Annotated in this window: 12 protein-coding genes; all 12 read left to right on the plus strand. The window is 33.3% G+C overall.

The window, feature by feature from the left end; translation table 11 throughout:
- The first annotated feature begins 60 nt into the window (after nt 1–60).
- Nucleotides 61–7,209 carry a cell surface protein SprA gene (gene sprA, locus NTX22_03525; protein ID MCX6149577.1) on the plus strand — a complete coding sequence of 2,383 codons (7,149 nt, stop codon included), beginning with the start codon at nt 61–63 and terminating at the stop codon, nt 7,207–7,209.
- A gap of 117 nt (nt 7,210–7,326) precedes the next feature.
- Nucleotides 7,327–7,959 carry a hypothetical protein gene (locus NTX22_03530; GenBank protein MCX6149578.1) on the plus strand — a complete coding sequence of 211 codons (633 nt, stop codon included), beginning with the start codon at nt 7,327–7,329 and terminating at the stop codon, nt 7,957–7,959.
- Between the two features lie 104 nt (nt 7,960–8,063).
- Nucleotides 8,064–9,635: a bifunctional response regulator/alkaline phosphatase family protein gene (locus NTX22_03535; GenBank protein ID MCX6149579.1), complete on the plus strand. Its 1,572-nt coding sequence runs from the start codon at nt 8,064–8,066 to the stop codon at nt 9,633–9,635.
- 1 nt (nt 9,636) lies between these two features.
- A complete protein-coding gene (tsaE, locus tag NTX22_03540; GenBank protein MCX6149580.1) occupies nt 9,637–10,065 on the plus strand; it encodes a tRNA (adenosine(37)-N6)-threonylcarbamoyltransferase complex ATPase subunit type 1 TsaE in 429 nt (142 codons plus the stop codon).
- Nucleotides 10,066–10,096: 31 nt separating this feature from the next.
- On the plus strand, nt 10,097–10,762 hold the full coding sequence (gene tsaB, locus NTX22_03545; protein MCX6149581.1) for a tRNA (adenosine(37)-N6)-threonylcarbamoyltransferase complex dimerization subunit type 1 TsaB: 666 nt from the start codon (nt 10,097–10,099) through the stop codon (nt 10,760–10,762).
- 4 nt (nt 10,763–10,766) lie between these two features.
- On the plus strand, nt 10,767–11,489 hold the full coding sequence (locus NTX22_03550) for a DUF1573 domain-containing protein (protein ID MCX6149582.1): 723 nt from the start codon (nt 10,767–10,769) through the stop codon (nt 11,487–11,489).
- Nucleotides 11,489–12,328: an acetyl-CoA carboxylase, carboxyltransferase subunit beta gene (accD, locus tag NTX22_03555; protein MCX6149583.1), complete on the plus strand. Its 840-nt coding sequence runs from the start codon at nt 11,489–11,491 to the stop codon at nt 12,326–12,328. Before NTX22_03550 ends, accD begins: the two co-directional genes overlap by 1 nt.
- 214 nt (nt 12,329–12,542) lie before the next feature.
- On the plus strand, nt 12,543–13,001 hold the full coding sequence (locus NTX22_03560) for a four helix bundle protein (GenBank protein MCX6149584.1): 459 nt from the start codon (nt 12,543–12,545) through the stop codon (nt 12,999–13,001).
- A 169-nt stretch (nt 13,002–13,170) separates the two neighbouring features.
- Entirely contained in the window at nt 13,171–14,022 is an 852-nt protein-coding gene (gene panC, locus NTX22_03565; protein MCX6149585.1) for a pantoate--beta-alanine ligase, read from the plus strand.
- Nucleotides 14,023–14,100: 78 nt separating this feature from the next.
- On the plus strand, nt 14,101–15,483 hold the full coding sequence (locus NTX22_03570; protein MCX6149586.1) for an SLBB domain-containing protein: 1,383 nt from the start codon (nt 14,101–14,103) through the stop codon (nt 15,481–15,483).
- A 36-nt stretch (nt 15,484–15,519) separates the two neighbouring features.
- The gene (locus NTX22_03575; GenBank protein ID MCX6149587.1) at nt 15,520–16,740 is read left to right on the plus strand and encodes a Wzz/FepE/Etk N-terminal domain-containing protein; all 1,221 of its coding nucleotides are present in this window, start codon (nt 15,520–15,522) and stop codon (nt 16,738–16,740) included.
- A gap of 8 nt (nt 16,741–16,748) precedes the next feature.
- Nucleotides 16,749–18,080, plus strand: a complete 1,332-nt coding sequence (locus NTX22_03580; GenBank protein MCX6149588.1) for an O-antigen ligase — start codon at nt 16,749–16,751, stop codon at nt 18,078–18,080.
- The last annotated feature ends 46 nt before the right edge of the window (nt 18,081–18,126 follow it).

The raw sequence follows: 18,126 nt of genomic DNA on the forward strand, positions 1-18,126 counted from the left end.
ATTAAATTTACAATACGTTTTTTTAAACTTCTTTAGGTAGATAGAATAAAAACATATTTAATGAAAGCTCTCCATGAGAGTATTAAAGTAGCTGTATTTATCGTTTGCGTAACTTACGGTTTACTTTCCGTCGGATTCACTTCTCAACCATCTCAGGTCGATGATTCCACTTTTTTTAATATATACTTTGCTTATTTAAATTCTTATTCGGATTCTAATCCGATAAAAATTCTTTCCGAACAAAATTCAAATGAAATTTCTGAATTACTACAAGCCAGTGAAAAAGGTTCTAATGTAAACCCAATTCCTCAAGACAATTCAGTTGATCTGCTAAATGGTAAATTTAATCAATCACTTGGCAAACCTGATTCATTGGAAACTCCCAGGAAGCGTGATGCGGATACTTTATCTCCTGCTGATACTTCAATTAAATTATCAGATAGTTTAATAGCTAAAAGTAAGATTGACACAACTCTAAAACCTAAAACACTTTTTTTGGATTCTACAGCCAGAATGGAGCAATTCCGTTACCATAGAAAGGATAATGTTTACACTGACTTTACTCCACCAAAACGATCTAAGTTTTTCGCCTATCCTTCTTCCTCACAATCTACAAGAACTGTAACTTTAGACTCAACCGGAAATTTTGTTGAAATAAAAGAAAAAATTGCCGGGCAAGAAACAAAAGTTTTGTTAAGAATTCCACTTGATGAATATATTAATCTTAGATTAAAAGCCAACAACAGAAATATTTGGGAAGACATTGCTTATAAATATGAACTAAAAGCTGCCAATAAAGATTTAAGTCAGCTATTAACCGATATAACTAACATTGATATACCACTCCCCAGTGTTGGATTCCTTAGCATTTTTGGTCCACCGGTAATTAATTTAAGAATTGGTGGAGCCGTAGATATTCATGGTGCATGGCGTAGTGAAAAGACGGAAGGTGTTACTGCCTCATTACTCGGCAATACAAGGAACGAACCGGACTTTAAACAGCAGGTGCAAATAAATGTTAACGGAACAATTGGAGATAAATTAACGATTGGCGCTGATTGGAATACGGAAAGAACATTTGAGTATGAGAATCAACTTAAGCTTAAGTATAAAGGTTATGCAGATGAAATTGTTCAAAGTGTAGAGGCTGGAAATGTTTCTCTTCAAACTTCACCCCTTGTTGGCGGAGGTGAAGCATTGTTCGGTATTAAAGCTCAATTCCAAATGGGACCTTTGAATTTAACTGCGTTAGCTTCCCAGAAAAAAGGAGAAGTAAAAGAAGTTTCAATTAGCGGCGGTTCTACTTCGCAGGACTTTCAAATACATGCATACCAATATTCTAAAAATCATTATTTCCTAGACTATAGTTATGCTGATACTTCATTGGGAAAAGATTACTTCAGACGTTATTATGCTAATGCAACTCCGGAAATTGTACCAGAGGTACGAGTAAAAGATATTGAAGTGTGGAAAACAAAAACAGGACAAAGAGATAATGGAACAGAAAGGCAAGCAAATGCTTATTTAAATTTACCCTCTGTTACCAAAACAAATCTTGTGTACGATGAAAAATATCGAAAAGATTCCACTGCTGCTGGTTTAATTGAAAATGGAAGATTTGTTAAGTTAAGCCAGGGGATTGATTACGAATTACATCCAGAGACAGGCTATATAACATTAAAAACACAGGTGCAGGAAAATGATGTAATTGCTGTAGCCTACCGAACTGAAGGACCGAATACTAACAGTAATGAAGATGATTTGTTTTATGGTGAATTGGTTGGAAATGAAATTGCAGCGGACACAACAAAAAAATTAGTTCTTAAATTAGTAAAACCATCAAACCTGCAGCCACAATATGCAGAAGCCTGGGCTTTGCAATTGAAAAATATTTATCCAATTGGTGGGCGCAGTGTAAACCAGGAAGGTTTTGTGCTTGATATTGTTTACAATGAACCTACTGGCGATCCGGTCAATCAAAAAAATGGAAAACCATTGCTTAATGCCTTTGGTCTCGATCTGGTTAGCGATGGTAATGTTGCAGGTCCAGATAGCAAATTCGACTTTTTACCAAACAGGACAATTTTTGTTGAAACAGGAGAAATTATTTTTCCGGTTCTTCAACCGTTCGGTGCGCAATTCCCAAAAAATCTTACAGATTCTTTACGTTATGATGCAGTCTACAGTATGACAACAACTTTTGCGCAGAGAGAGGGTACAAAAGATAGATTTTTAATTACAGGAAAATATTCTGCTGCTTCATCATCCACTTTTAATCTTGGTTTTACAGGAATTGTAGAAAATTCTGTTAAAGTCCGGTTAGGTGGATTAGACTTAAAAGAAGGAACCGACTTTGTTGTTGATTATAATGTTGGGCAGGTGACAGTTAAAAATCCTGCCGCACTTGTACCTGGCGCCGATCTTAAAATTTCTTACGAACAAAATGATCTTTTCCAGCTTGCCTCTAAAACACTAATTGGTTTGCGCGGTGAGTTTAATTTTTCGCAAAAGACGATTCTCGGTTTTTCTGCATTGAATTTAAATCAACAAACTCTAAGTGATAAAGTAAGAATTGGTGAAGAACCTTTGAACAATTCAATATATGGTCTTGATTTCAAGACAGCAGTCGATTTACCATTTATCACAAAAGGAATTAGTTACCTAATACCAACAAGAACGATGTCTTCATTTTCTGTTCAGGGAGAATTTGCCTACATAAATCCAGACCCTAATACAAAGAAAAGTACAATTTCCGGCGATCTGGGAAAGAGCATTGCTTACATTGATGATTTTGAAGGCACCAAAAAAACAATTCCAATTGGATTATCTTATACTGCCTGGCATGAACCAAGCGTTCCAAATAGTTTACCATTTATAAAAGATTCAGCAAAATCTGTCCAAATGTTTTATAAAGGAAAAAGCTGGTGGTACACAAGAATTCCATCTGATGTGAGCGTGCAATCAATATGGGGCAAAAGAAAACAGGTAGCTAAAGGTGATGAATTAGTTACGGTACTTGATTATGTCTTCGATCCAAAACAAAAAGGAACATATAATTATAAACCAAGATTAGAAGATCCTCAGAAATCGTGGGGCGGAATAATGAAAATATTATCCTCCACAGCAAACAACCTTGTTGAAGAAAATATTGAGTTCATTGAATTTTGGCTTAACCTAAGTGCAAGTAGTTTAAATAAACCATTACACGGTGCGCCATCAACTGCAAAATTATATTTAGATCTTGGAAAAATTTCTGAAGATGCAATTCCAAACGGTAAGCTTGATACTGAAGATAAAAATGAAAATGACTTGATTGATAATGGAGAAGATACCGGTTTAGACGGCTTATTTGATCCGCAGGAAAATGAAAAGTATAATACTACTGAAGCGGACCCAAGTGGAGACAATTACTCATTAGCGTTATCTGGTGATAATACAGACTATTCGCATATCAATGGAACTGAAGGAAATGCTATATCAATTGATGCAGGAAGATTTCCGGATACAGAAGATTTAAACCGCAATTTAACATTAGATCAGCTTGATAGTTATTTCAGGTACGAAATTCCTCTCGATACAAGCAAAGTTACTAATCCATATATTACTGGTGGTGGTGGCGGAACTAACGCAAACTGGTTCCAATTCAGAATTCCGCTTAAAGATTTTAAAACCAAAATTGGCGATCCAAGTTTTTCTATCATCGAGTATATTCGTCTTTGGGTTGATGGTGTAAGTGAACCGGTTCATATTCGTTTAGCTGAATTTAACCTTGCGGGTAACCAGTGGCAAAAAGTTGTTCCTCAAAATATTCCTGAAGATTCCGTACTAACTCTGTCCGTTGCTAACTATGAAGATAATTATCCAACTTATTATTTACCACCTGGCGTAGCACAGGAAAGAGACAGAAGTAAACCGGATGAACAGGTATTTAGAAATGAACAATCATTGTCGTTAATTCTAAATGATCTGAAAGATGGAGATGAAAGACAAGTTGTTAAATATCTTAGACCAATGGATCTTTTCAATTATAAGGAAATGAAACTTTTTATCCATGGTGATGAAAGAGGTGGTTACAATATTTCTGATTATGTTAATAAGGATTCGTTAGCCGCAGAAACATATTTTAGATTTGGCTCAGATACATCAAACTATTATGAATACCGTCTTCCGGTTCAAAAAGGATGGCAGGATTTAAGCATTAAGTTTGATGAACTTACTACGCTAAAACAGCTTAGAGATACAAGCAAGAATAAAGAACCACAGTTGGAAGTTCCTGGAATGCCCGGACACTATTACAGAATTAAGGGAAGTCCGGCTTTAACAAAAATATCTTTCTTTATGGCTGGAGTACTAAATCCCAAAGGCAAAGGAATAATTGGACCTATATCCGGTGATGTTTGGGTGAATGAACTAAGAGTAATTGGTGCCGATGATCAATCTGGTTGGGCGTATAGCGCATCCGCTAAATTTAATATTGGTGATATTGCAACAGTTAATTTTAATACAAGTCAAACAAATCCTAACTTTCATAAATTGTCAGATAGATTTGGTAACCGGTTGGATTCGCGCAGTTGGGGAGTAAATGTAGACCTGGATATTTTAAAACTTTTGCCATTTAACCTGCCTGGCAGCAATCTTAAAATTAATTATGCAAGAACTGAACAGCTTTCCAAACCAATATATCAACCTGGTACTGATGTAAAAGTTGCTAAAGCTGCTGAACAATTAACAAGAAATGGAGTTTCGGCAGATAGCGTTGCTTCTTTTATTGAATCAACCAGATCAATAAATACTTCAGAAACTTGGACACTTGCAGGGATCAAATTAAAAATCCCATCGCAGTTTTGGCTGGCAAAAGATTTCTTCAATAATTTGCAGTGGGGATTTAACTATAATAAAACTTTCGGAAGAAGTCCCACAATTATTATGTCTAATAGTTGGCAGTGGAGTGCAAATATGGGTTACCAGCTAAATCTTAGCCAGAATAATTTTTTCTATCCTGCCAACATTCCCGTATTTGGAACTGTAGTTGAAATATTTTCTGATTACCGAAATGTAAAATTTTATTTTACACCGCAATCATTTACCTGGAATATGACTGCTTCCAGAAATTATAATTTTAGTTTACAGCGTGGAATTAATACTAAACCTGCATATGCACGCGATTTTAAATCTACACGAAACTTTTCATTACAATGGAAACTTTCTGAAGGTGGCTTCTTTAATTTAGGCATTAATTATAGTTTCGATTTTTCTTCATCTCTTGCCCATCTTTTAACTATTACTGATCCAAATAGTCCCGAAATCCAAATAGGCAGACCAGAAGGTCAAATATGGAAAGATATATTTAGTAAGGAATTCTTTGGAAGAGATTTTCAGTTCCAGCAGAATTTTGATCTTCGTTCAACTCCAAAGCTTCCTTCGCTTTGGGATATAAATAAATTCTTTACATTAACATGGGGTTATGGTGCTTCTTACTCGTGGCAAAATAATTTTCAGCAGTTAGAGCTTGGAAGAGCTGCAGGATTTAACAATAAAGTTAATGCTTCAATTCAATTAAAATTAAAATCCTTAGTTGCCCCATTGTTCAAAGAAGAAGAGAAAAAAGTTGCACCACCTGTAAAACAACCAACTACAAGAACAAGAGAAAAAACTCCGACTGGTGAAAACAGGGTAAGGCAGGAAAGAGGTCAACGGCAGCCAGATCAGGGATTAAAACAAGATGTAAATATAAATGCTGATTCACTTGGAAAGTTAAAGGATAAAATTATTCCAGATTCTCTCAATAAAATTAATGGCGGGGTTATAGCTGATTCGATTGCAAAAATAAAAACTGGAGTTAAGACTGATTCCCTTGCGAAAATTAAGAGCGGTATTAAACCGGATTCTTTAGCAAAAGTAAACACAAAGATTATAGATTCTCTTGCTGTTACTAAAACTCCAATAGATTCGTCAGAACTTGTTCCTTCAGAATCTCCTATTAAAATTGGTTTGCAGGCATTTAAATCCGCAATACGTTATTTGTTTTTCGATTATGAAACTATCCAGATTAATTTTTCCAACGATAACTCAGTACAAAAATCTGGAATTCAAGGAACCGGATCTGGAATTGCAAACTTCTTTGGATATAATCAGAAAAATAGAAATGGTCCTTCCAGAGCCTTTATGCTTGGTTTTTCTAATGACGTTGGTGCGCGGGCACCAAACGGTAATTTATCGGATAATCTTTCTCAGCGAAACAATATTGATTTCAGAACTTCACGTCCACTGTGGGAAGGTGCTAATATTGAATTAAAGTGGAAAGTTAATTGGCAGGTAAGCAAAGCTACAACAATAAAAACCGATACTTTTGGCGTTGCTTCTATTTCAAGCATTAATTCAACAGGAAGTATATCAAGATCGTTTGTTTCATTTCCTCCTATTCTTTTCTTTAAAAGTGGAATTAAGAAGGTGAACGAACTTTATAATCCGGAATCAGATAATCTTTCTGACGCATTTGTATCCGGCTTCGAAACTTTTCCAATTGTATCCAAGCTTCCGTTTCTAAAAGAATTTATGAAATATATACCAAGACCAAATTGGAGTTTTACCTGGGATGGACTTGAGAAGTATACTGTTTTTAAATCGTGGGCAAAGAAAGTTTCTTTAACTCATGCATATTCATCAGATTATTCAGAAGGCTGGAAAATCGATCCTGATGGCAGACAAGTTGTTCAAACACAAAAAGTTAGTTATGGTTTTGCTCCATTGATTGGCCTGAATTTAACTTTTAATTCTTTATGGAATGGTAACCTGACCGGCAATATTAAATATGGAACTAAGACCGGTTATGATCTTGGAGCGTCAACAAGGAATATAACTGAGTCATTCTCTAAAGATATTGGCATTTCTGCAAGTTATTCAAAAACTGGATTTGAAGTTCCATTGTTTGGTGTATCATTAAAGAACGATATTGAAATTTCTTTTTCATATACAACAAGTACAAATTCAGTTGTAGTTTATAATATGAGTCAGTTTACAGAAGCAGGAACACCACAGGATGGAACCTTACGAACAACCATTGAACCAAGAATTAAATACGTAATAAGTGCAAAGGTCACTCTATCAGTATTCTATAAAAATTCTTCTGTAAAACCACAGGGAGCAGCAAGAATAACCCCCTCTTCAACTAATGAAGCTGGTTTAGATGTTCATATATCGATTCAATAATTTGGGAATTAACAAAATAAAAACATATAATGATAAAAACATTCAAATGAGCAGAGGTAAATTATAGTTCAAATTATACGACCTGAATATTTCATTAACAAAATATGGAGGTCTGTAATGTTTAAATCATTATTCCTTTCAGTTTTCTTTTTATCTCTTTTTGTGAGCCACTATGCTCAGAATAAATTTGCAATTGAAGCTAACGCTGGTTTTCTTTCTCCATTCGATTCTCAAAAAGGATTACTCGGGAGTGTTAAAGTTTTATACAAAACCTCTGATGATTTTAATCTTTATGTTTATTCTGGATATGGATTTTGGGACAAAAATCACGTAAGATATTATGATGAAGGAAATAAACTTCATTTTGAAAGTGACGAAAATGAACATCAGCTAATACCTTTTTATGCTGGAAGCAGGTATTACTTCAATCGGAATAAATATCTTGATGCTTTTATTGAATCGGAAATTGGAATGAATATTTTAAAATTTAATAGTTTTGATTTTACAACACAGATAGATCCGGAAAATGGCAAGGCAATCTTGGTGAAAGATAATAATTCTAAAAAAGCTAATAACGAATTCCTGGTTGGGCTTGGGTTTGGAATTGGATTTAACCATCAATTAAATAGTGCAGCAAATTTAACTTTAGCAATTAAATTAAATACAATGGGCAATAATTCTTATAGATCATTATTTAGCTCAACTACCACACATTTTAGCTTTTTGGCAGGTTTTCAATTTATGATTTAGTATTTTTAAGTTGTTAACTAAAATAATCTATTAAAATTATTTTGATTTTTTCAAATGATTAGCACAAAATTTTTATTAATGAATTTAAACTTAAGCTGGGAAAAATGAAAAAAGGTAAAATTCTTTGGGTTGATGATGAAATAGAATTACTCCGCTCACACATATTCTTTTTAACTGAGAAAGGTTACGAAGTTGAAACAGTAACAAATGGCGAAGACGCAATATCGGAAGTGAAGGATAAAAATTTCGATTTGATTTTTCTTGATGAAATGATGGCTGGAATTGGCGGACTTCAAACTTTGGCTGAGATAAAAGAAATAAAGCCGAACATCCCGGTAATAATGATTACCAAGAATGAAGCGGAATCTTTGATGTATGATGCAATTGGCAGTAAAATTACAGATTACTTGATTAAGCCCGTTCATCCAAGCCAGGTACTGCTTGTTTGTAAAAAAGTTTTGGAAGGAAAGAAAATTTCCGGTGAATATGTAGCTAAGGATTATCTTCAGGACTTCAACGAAATTTCCCGCGCAGTAATGATGGGACCTGATTTTGACGAATGGATAGAGATTTATTTAAAGTTGGTTAATTGGGATCTGGAGTTGGATGTTCATCCCGAAGTCGATTTGCGCCAAACGCTTACAGATCAAAAGAAAGAATGCAACCAGGAGTTTAGTAAGTATGTGGAGAAAAATTATTTGAAATGGATCAGCTCTGAAAAGAGTATTGATATTCCACCGCTTACAACATCAGTTGTTAGCGATCATCTCCTTAAACATTTAAAAGATGAAAAGCAGGTAGTTTTCTTTTTTGTCCTGGATTGCCTGCGTCTCGATCAATGGCTTGTAATGGAAAAACATTTAATCGATCTTTTTAACATTGATAAAAGTTATTATTATGCAATTCTTCCAACAGCAACTCCTTATGCAAGGAATGCTTTGTTCGCCGGATTGTATCCATCAGAAATTGAAAAACAATATCCTACTCTTTGGCAGGGTGGCGATGATGACGAACGAAGCCAAAATAAATACGAAAAAGAATTACTTCAGCTTTTACTTGATAGAAGAAAAATTAAACTAAGAAATGATTTAAAGTATATTAAAATTATTGATCCGGAAGTCGGCAGAAATTTCGAACAGAATATTCTTTCATATCAGAATACTCAGCTTACCGCTGTTGTTGTAAATTTTCTGGATATGATTGCACACGGCAGATCAGATTCGGACATCCTTAAAGAAATTGCACCGGACGAACCTGCTTATCGTTCGCTTACAAATAGTTGGTTTATGCATTCATCTTTACTTTCTACATTCCGAACCATTGCTCGAATAAAAAACGCAAAAGTAGTTATAACTACAGACCACGGCAGCATAAGAACTCTACGCGGTGCAAAAGTTCTTGGCGATAGGGAAGCATCTACAAACCTTCGGTTTAAATTTGGTAGAAATTTAAAGGTGGATGAAAAACATGCAATTTATATTACAAATCCAACCGAATATAAATTACCGAAAAGAGGAGTTACAATAAATTACATCATTGCAAAGGAAGATTATTATTTTGTTTACCCGACTGATTACCACAAATATTTAAGTTATTATAAAGATACATTTCAGCACGGAGGAATTTCTCTGGAGGAAATGATTTTGCCAATTATTACAATGGAGAGCAAAGGTTAAGGTGCATCTTCCTTATTCAAAAACTGTTTATTCAGAAGAAGAAACAATTTCACTTGCAGCTAAGTTTTCTCTTCTGCTAAAACCGGGGAATGTTGTAGCCTTAAATGGAAACCTTGGTGCAGGTAAAACTTTTTTCATCAAGCATCTTTTAAAAGAATTTGGGATTGAAGGAGTTAGCAGTCCTACTTTTGCAATTGTAAATCAGTTTGTAGGAATAATAAAAGTAAATCATTTTGATTTTTACCGTATAAACAGAATAAATGAACTGTATGATATTGGCTTTGAAGATTATTTGAATATGGATGACTCGGTAACAATGATTGAATGGGCGAATTTGGTTCCAGAAATATTACCTAAACGATTAATTGAAATTAACATAGAAATTTTAGGTGATACAGAAAGAAAATTTACAATTAAAAAAATGGAATGATGAATAAATCCTTTCATCAGAATAAAAATAAATGACAGAAAAGTTTGTAAAACCAATTTTATCCATTGAAACTTCCGGCGAAATCTGTGGAGCTTCGGTTTTTTTTGATGAGAAAAAATCCTTTGAATTGAATATCCACGAAAAGAATATTCATTCCGAAAAATTGCTTGAAGTTGTTGATAATGTTTTAACGATAAGCCAAACTAAGTTAAATGAAGTTGCTGCAATTGCTGTTTCAGCAGGTCCAGGATCATTCACTGGTTTACGGATTGGATTTTCCGCAGCAAAAGGATTAGCATTCGGTGCAAACCTACCAATAATTCCAGTTCCTACATTCGAGGCATTAGCACTGCAAATTAGCAGTTCAATCCCAGATAAAACAAAATTTATTATTTGCAATAAAGTTAATAATGAAGAAGTATATTTTGGCAAATTTGTTATCAATGAAAATAAATATTCATTACTTGAAAAAATAAAAGTAATAGGATTAACAGAATTATCCATTAACCAGGATTCAATTAATCTGATATATGGTAATTGCAAAATGGAAGAAAGTTTAGGAGTAATTTCCAAACCAATCTCTGCACCGGATGCAGCCTTTGTTGCAAAATGGGCTTATATTTATGGGAAAGATTTATTAACTTTTAACTACGATTTTTTAGAACCAAATTATCTTAAAAACTTTATCATAAGGTAAAACTATGAAAAAGATGTTTACTTTAATATTGATGTTTTCCTCACTCTGTTGTTCGCAAATTGTGGGACCGAAGATATCTACTCATCAAATGCAATTTGATTTTGGTAAAATAAAAAATAATGAAAAAGTAACCCACGATTTTATTATTTACAATACTGGCGGAGACACGCTTGAAATTAAAGATGTTCGTGCTGGCTGCGGTTGTACTGCTGCTAAACCGGATAAGAATAAACTTATTCCAGGAGAATCCGCCAACATAAATGTTAAGTTTGATCCTTTTGGAAGGAAAGGACATCAACAAAAATATGTTTATATATCTTCTAATGATAAAGACACGCCAGAATTAAGATTAACTTTTACTGCCGATATAGAAGAAGAAATTCCAGGAGTGGTCAAATCAAGTGGAGCCAAATTGCAATTAGAATATGCGACTCATGATTTTGGAATTATTCAAGAAGGTAAGGTTGTTGAGTGGACGGTAAGTTTTAAAAATGTTGGTGATGCAATTTTAGAAATTAAGGATGTTAAAACTTCTTGCGGATGCACAGCAGCGGTTGTAAGCGGAAAATCAATTAAACCTGGTGAAAGCGGCAGCCTAAAAATTGAATTTGACTCTAACAATAAATCAGGTAAAATTAGTAAGACAGTTTCAATCGTGAGTAATGATGTAATCAATTCAAGTCAAACCGTTGTAATTACGGCTGATATACAAAAGAAAGTAGACTAATGGCTTGGTTCAGTAGATCAAAAGAAAAGATAGCTGCGGATAGTGTTAAAAAAGATCTGCCGGATGGCTTGTGGGAAAAGTGCCCAACCTGCGGAGAAATAATTCATAAAAAACAATTTGAAATAAATCTTTGGACGTGTTCTAAATGCGATCATCATTTTAGAATTGGCAGTGCGGGTTACATTTCTCTTCTTTTTGATACGAATAGTTTTAAGGAAGCTGATAAAAAAATGCGTTCTGCCGATCCTCTTCAATTTGAAGATACAAAAAAATATTCTGATAGAATTACAACCACCATAAAAAAAACGGGGTTGAATGATGCAGTGAAAACCGGCGTTGGTAAGATTGATGGAATTGAAGTTTCATTTGCGTGTATGGATTTTGGTTTTATTGGTGGTAGTATGGGTTCTGTAGTTGGAGAAAAAATTTCTCGGGCGATTGAAAGAGCTTACAAATATAAAATTCCAATGATAATTATTTCGCAAAGTGGCGGAGCAAGAATGATGGAAGGAGCTTATTCTTTAATGCAGATGGCTAAAACCAGCGCTCATCTTGCCAGACTCGCAGAAGAAAAAATTCCGTACATATCAGTTTTAACTGATCCTACAACCGGAGGTATTACTGCCAGCTATGCTATGCTTGGCGATGTTATAATTGCTGAACCAAAAGCGCTGATTGGATTTGCAGGTCCGCGCGTAATAAAACAAACAATCGGAAAAGATTTACCGGAGGGATTTCAAACCTCAGAATTTTTACTGGAAAATGGTTTTGTGGATTTTATTGTTCACCGGAAAGAAATGAAGAGTAAGATTACAACTATGCTTGAATTAATGAATTAGGGATATAGTTATAAGGCTATAAAGGTATAAGGTTATAAAGGTATAAGGCTATAAAGGTATAAGGTTATAAAGGTATAAGGTTATAAAGGTATAAGGTTATAAAGGTATAAGGTTATAAAGGTATAAGGTTATAAAGGTATAAGGTTATAAAGGTATAAGGTTATAAAGGTATAAAGTATATCGGTATAAATGTAAATAGGTATAAGGTGGAAAAATGGTAACTTCGCAGGAAGTTTATAACGATGTCGGGATTGGAAATATGATTATAAACGAACCTCACGACTTGTATAACGCGAATAAGGACTTTACTACATTAAGCGCTTGGATTAAATGCCGTGAAGTAAAATTATTTTTTTATAAAAAGATTTTAATTTGCTTACTGAAAGAAGAGAAGTTTAATTTAGATAATCAAATCAGAAAGGCTTCAGTTAGTATCACAGCTAATGTAGCTGAAGGTTATGGAAGATATCATTACCAGGAAGGAATTCAGTTTTATAGAATCGCAAGAGGTTCACTTTATGAACTTAAAGATCATTTAATAAGCTGTTTTGACTTTGGTTATGTTGATACTGACCTTAAGCTGGAAGGCGAAAAATTAATTGAAGATGCTAAAGTTACATTAAATGGATTTATTAATTTTATTAGGAATAGGATTAAAGAAGGCAAAGGTTGAAGTATATGAGAATATGGTATAAAGTGATAGGGTAGGATAAAAAGGTATTGGGAATAAAATATAAGGTACCTAATGTATTTTCATGTTGTTTGCCTATACCCCTATACCCCTATACCCCTATACCTTTATAACCTTATACCCCTATAACCTTAACGCACCAAGAGCAACAATGAAGATCATTAACACCATAAAAGAAATGCATTCCTTTTCTAAAAAAACGAAAAGAGAAGGGAAGACTTTAGCTCTGGTTCCAACAATGGGATTTCTGCACGAAGGACATTTATCCCTTGTAAGAAAGGCAAAGGAAATAGCGGATATAGTTGTTGTTTCTCTTTTCGTTAATCCAACACAGTTTGCTCCCAATGAGGATTTTACTAAATATCCTCGGGATGAGGAAAGAGATAAAAAGCTTTTAGAAGATTTAGATGTTGATGTACTTTTTATTCCATCTGAACAGGAAATTTATCCGAAAGAATTTCAAACCTACGTAGATGTTTGGGAAATTACTAAGAAGCAAGAAGGAGAATTCAGACCTGCACATTTTAAAGGTGTTACAACTGTGGTTTCAATTCTTTTTAATTGTGTTTATCCGGACTATGCTATCTTCGGACAAAAAGATGCACAACAAGTTGCTGTTGTCAAACAAATGGTAAGAGACTTAAAATTCGATATACAAATTGTTGTTTCTCCAATTGTTCGCGAATTTGATGGATTAGCGATGAGTTCCAGAAATGTATATTTATCTGTGGAAGAAAGAAAAGATGCTTTAGTTTTATATGAATCTCTTAAGTACGCTATAAGCAAGGTTAAAGAAGGTGAAAGGAATATTAGAGAAATAGTTAGTCAAATGATTAAAAAAATAAATTCAGTTAAAACATCCAATCTGGAATACATAAGAATTGTTTTATCATCCAATTTTTCCGAATCTGAAATTCTGATTGAGGGTAATGAATATTATGTTTTAATAGCTTGCAGGATTGGCGCAACAAGGTTGATAGATAATGTACTGGTGAATGTCTAACCTTTTGTATTTAAGTCAATCCTTTGGTAAATTTGCCAGCACTTTATTTAATGTATAAAATTTAAAAATATAATAAATATGAAAAAAAATATTTTAGTATTAGTTCTGCTTTTTATCCTTTCCAGCGGGATATTTGGGCAAACCGACAAGTCCGAAACGTCATCAACATTAATGCTTTCTTCCAGTACAATCAGTATAACAATTGGTGGAGCATTTCTGGTAAACGGGACATTTCCTGCACTGCCAACTGAAAGAGTTGATCAATTTGTAACAAGAATTTTTATGGAAGCTAAGAAAGATGCTTTAAAAAATAAAGATGAATATCAAAACACTGCTGAAGTTATAAAAAAAATTGATAACTACGCACGCCGTAATATTAAATTAAAAAGAGTAACTGGCGAAGAATTTTCGTTAGATTTAGAAAAGTTCAGGATTACTGGAGACTTTGTAAATAATCCATACTTAAAAAGTGATGATGTTTTAATTTTTCCTGATATAGATAATTCAAGAAATTATATATCAGTTTTTGGGGCTGTAAACAACCCAGTTACTTTTCAATTTGTGGATGGGGATAAACTTTCTGACGCAATTGCATTTTCCCGGGGAATTAACCCGGCTTATGAAAATGTTAATACAATTCAAATAATCCGGTTAAGTTACGACGGAAATAAAGAACACACTTTTGTTTACAAATTGTCAGAAAATCCATCATTGCAGCGTGGCGATAGAATATTTGTTCTTGCAGATGAAACACAAAAGAAAGATTTTAGAATTTATATTGCCGGTGAAGTAAACAGACCGGGTTTTATTCCAATCACAAAAAATAATACCCAACTTATAGACGTAATAAAAAAAGCAGGTGGAATAAAAGAAACTGCTGATTTAAATAGAGCAGAATTAATCCGGGGTGCAAATGTGTTTAAGTCGATTCTCTTTACGCAGGAATTTGAAGCACTGCTAATGCAGAGAATGTCCAACATAACTTCTGAAGACTCACTTTCATTTAGTGTGGATAACAAATTGAGATTTTCCAGAGGAAACGGAACAATTGATTTTAATAAATTAAGTGATACATCATCAACAGAAAGCAAATTTATTCTTAGAGATGGAGATTATGTATTTATTCCAGAAAAAATAAATTTAGTTTATGTCTTCGGACAAGTAAACGTTCCTGGATATGTTCAGTATGTCCAAGGTGAGGATTATCAGTATTATATTAACAAGGCTGGTGGAATTGGTCAAACTGCCAAAGGGGATGTATATCTGATTAAAGGAAAAACAAGAAGTTGGATCCAGGTAAATGAGGATAATAAAAGTTCAGTTGAAGCCGGGGATTATCTATGGTTACCAAAAGAAAATCCAAGAACTTTTCAATGGTACCTTGATCGTGTGTTAACAGTATCCAGCGTAGTTGGTACTCTTGCAACAATTTTATTGCTAATTACACAATTGACAAAATAATAAAATTTTCATCCGACAATTTAATTTAGGGCAATAATGGAAAAAGAATTTGATAATAAAAAATCTGCTAAAATTTCGGACTATCTGTACATTCTTTTTAAATGGAAGAAATTTTTAATTATAAATATGTTCATAGTTATAATAGCTGCAACCATTTATGCATTTTTAATTCAACAGGAATATAAAGCAACCGCAGTAGTAATGATTCCCCAAGAAAGCTCAATGGGATTAGGTGGTTTGACAGGATTATTATCAAATAAATCAACAGCAAACATTGGATCAAAACTACTTGGAGTTTCTAGAACTGATGAAGATGTGCTATTAGGAATTTTAAATAGCCGTACTTCATTAACAAATGCTATAAAAAAATTTAATTTAATGAAATACTATGAGATAGATGACAAAAATATGGACAAAGCACTTAAAGCCTTTTCTGGTAATCTTTCGTTCGGTCCAAATGAATATAGTATGATTGAAATTAGTGTTACTAATAAAAGTCCTGAGCTAAGTGCTGCAATTGCAAATTATTTTACAGATATCCTTGATAGTATTAATATTTTCATTAATATAGAGCAAGCTAAAAATAACCGGAAATTTGTAGAACAAAGATATTTTAAAAATCTAATTGATATAAGAAATGCAGAAGATTCAATGTATCGTTTTCAAAAAAAGTATGGAATATTTGCTGTACCAGAGCAATTGGAAGTTGCTGTTAAAGCAGCTGGTGAAATTGAAGCCCAGCTTACTTCAAAGGAAATGGAACAGTATTTTATGAAACAATTGTATGGTGAAAAATCCCCGCAAAGTTTAGGGATGCAAACACAAATTGATATGCTAAAAACCAAAGTTTTGGAATTAAAGAATGGCGATAAATTATCTTCAGTATCAAATGTTTTATTTCCCTTTAAAGGAATACCAAACATAACAATGCAATATCTTAGGCATTTTAGGGAAGTAGAAATACAAAGTAAAATTTTAGAAGTCATTCTTCCATTATATGAACAAGCTAAAGTTGAAGAACAGAAAAGTGTTCCTACCATTATTCGACTTGATAAAGCTGTTCCACCTCAATTGAAAGACTCACCGAAAAAGGGATTTATTATAATTTCAATTTCTTTTTTAGGATTATTCTTTTTTGCTTTAGTTGTATTTAAAGGAGAATCGTCAATTACCCGGAAAGAGTTTAGGAATCCTCTTCAGGAAAAAGAAACAAAAATATATCTACGACTTGTAAAAATTTACAGGTTAAAGATTTAATCTATTAAATGACTATTATATTTCTTACAACAATTTCATTTCTTACTATATTAATTAGTAAAATTATTTTTCAAAAGTGGTTCAACCACATCGCACTTTATACAGGTGCCTGGTATTTAATGTTATTGTTATATGAATTGCGAATGATGAGATATATTGATTTGAGTGCGACGACTTGGATCGCAATAATTGGAGCTTTTTTATCATTTATTTTTGGCTCTGTTATGGTTGTTGCAGCGCGGAACGTCTTTATAAAGGATGATAATGTTTTTCAGGAGACTAAAGATTTAGGAATATTTGCAGATGATGGAAGAATAATAAGGATTGCTATTCTTATCTCTTCAATTATTGGTATTCTATCTGCTATCCAGCATTGGATGGTATTGATTAAGAAATTTGGAAGCATAGCATCTGCGATCATACAAGCAAATTTAGTGTATAGATTGAGAACATCGGGTGAGTTAGAAGGAGTGATTCCCTATGTATATATTATAGCTTATGTTGGTGTTTTTTTAAGTGGAATTTATATTGCTTATAAAAACAAAGTGACAATACTTTCTGCATTACCTTTTATTGCTGTTATAATGAAAGAAATTGGTAATGCTAGCAGAGCGGGAATGTTGATTTCAATTTTCCTTTTTGTTTCATCGTACTTTTTAACAAAACATTTAATTGTTGCTAATAAAAATGTTAAAATTAAAAAGAATAAAACTAGATTAGTTATTTCTGTTGCAGTTTTGATAAGCTTATTTATATTGGCAGCAGGATTAGTAAGAACTTCTAGAGGTGCTATAGAAAATTACTCTGCTGCGTCAAGATCTCTTAGTCAGTATAAAGGTGGATTTTTTATAACACCGTCATTGTATTTATATTTCAGTAGTCATGTTGGAGTACTTAGTCAATATTTGGAAAAGGATTTCTACTATACTGCTATGTTTGGAGAAACTACTTTTCAGCCAATATATAATTTTCTGTCTAAATTCGAAATTGTAAAACATCCTTTGTTCTATGAAAAAGGTTACTTTATGCCGATGTGGAGTAATACAGCTACATATATTAGACCTCTACATGCAGATTTTGGTATAGTGGGGATTTATATAGTGCCCTTTATATTAGGATTTTCAGCTTCATTTTATTGGTTTAAATTTTTTGAGAAAAGAAAAACCATTTACCTTGTAATTTTATCTTACCTCTATGTAGTTATAATGTTTTCATTCCTTACTATGATTACAAGATCTGCAACCTGGTTAGTTAGTTTTGTACTACTTCTTTTAGTTATACCATTTATGGAAAAACGGGCTATCGCTAGTTCCAAAATGAATCTTCAAAAGAATATCTAATTATCTACCTGTTGATTTAGTTAATGTTGATTATGGAAATGATTTA

The organism is Ignavibacteriales bacterium, assembly GCA_026390815.1.
Taxonomy (GTDB): domain Bacteria; phylum Bacteroidota; class Ignavibacteria; order Ignavibacteriales; family SURF-24; genus JAPLFH01.